The sequence below is a fragment of the Marinobacter halodurans genome, assembly GCF_004327985.1.
GTDB classification, from domain to species: domain Bacteria; phylum Pseudomonadota; class Gammaproteobacteria; order Pseudomonadales; family Oleiphilaceae; genus Marinobacter_A; species Marinobacter_A halodurans.
In genome coordinates, this window is the sequence record NZ_SJDL01000140.1 from 1 (window position 1) to 1,172 (window position 1,172).

General features: G+C 53.4%; 1 pseudogene. It reads left to right on the forward strand.

Annotated features, from left to right (window positions below):
• Nucleotides 1-342 precede the first annotated feature (342 nt).
• Nucleotides 343-1,050, forward strand: a pseudogene (locus EZI54_RS23810) (PAAR domain-containing protein); the annotation flags it as partial.
• Nucleotides 1,051-1,172 lie beyond the last annotated feature (122 nt).

Below are 1,172 nucleotides of genomic sequence, written 5' to 3' on the forward strand. Positions count from 1 at the left end.
ATCTCGCTGCGGAGCCTGGCGTTTATCCCGTGGGATCATGGGCATTTCTTCCGGATTCTGAGTGAAACAGGGCGATTTATGCTGGATATTATACTTTGAAACAAAGCCAACTCATTGTCTTTATTTCAGTTTTTCTTTTGCAGGGCCGACTAAGTGCATTTTAACAAGTCGCTGTAGTACGCGGCCGATGGCCGCCGGACGCCCTTTTCATTGCGGCTTCGCCTCCATTACAAGGGCGCCGCTAAGCTCAGCGTTATGTGGTGCCAACCATGCTAAAATCACAGGTTTTTGACCATGTTTAATCACGGGTAGCCAGGACGCTACTCATCACAGAAAGGAACTCTCACCATGAGCAATCTGATTGCCGCCTGCGTTGGCGACATGCATGTTTGCCCGATCAAAGGGCACGGCTCCTCCCCCATCATGCCTAACGGCTCCAGCATCCTTGTTGAAGGTAAACCCATTGCCCGGGTGGGCGATGTCACCGGTTGCGGTGCCGTCATTACCCAAGGCTACCCGTTGGCGTTGGCCGATGGTATGCCGGTGGCCTACCTTGGCAGCCCCACCAGTCATGGTGGTTCCATTATCAGCGGTAATCCACGAGTGATTTTGGGTGTTGCCACCAACACAGCACCGGTTGTGGACTTCGCCATGGCTGGTGCGCTGGATGACAAAGGCCAGCTTACCCCTGCCGCAAAAGAGTTGCTCGACAAAGATCCACAGGAGTTTGTGCGCAAAGCCGCGCAGAAAGGCGCGTTGATTGACGAAGGCTTGCCGGACGAGTCATCCGATGAGTCGTCCGAGGAAGATAACCGCCCTAAAGTCCGGGTAGAGGCGGGTATCTTTTTCGACGGCACAGGCAACAACCGTGGCAACACCCGTGCTTACCAGCGGGAACTTGATGAATGCCTGACCGCTAATGCCGCCGGAGCCATCTCGGAAGAAGAATGCAGTAATGAACTGTCACAGGTGATGGAAGGCAGTTATCTCAATGCCGAAACCAACGTTTCGAAGCTGGAAACGCTTTACTTCAAGGACACCATAGTGTAGTGGTCCAATGATTCCGGACACCAACGTAGGTGGTAAGATCGCCACCATAAACGAGGTGTCTGATGACCAGAAAACGACGTTCCTTTACTCCTGAGTTCAAGCAGGAAGCAGCCAGCCTGGTG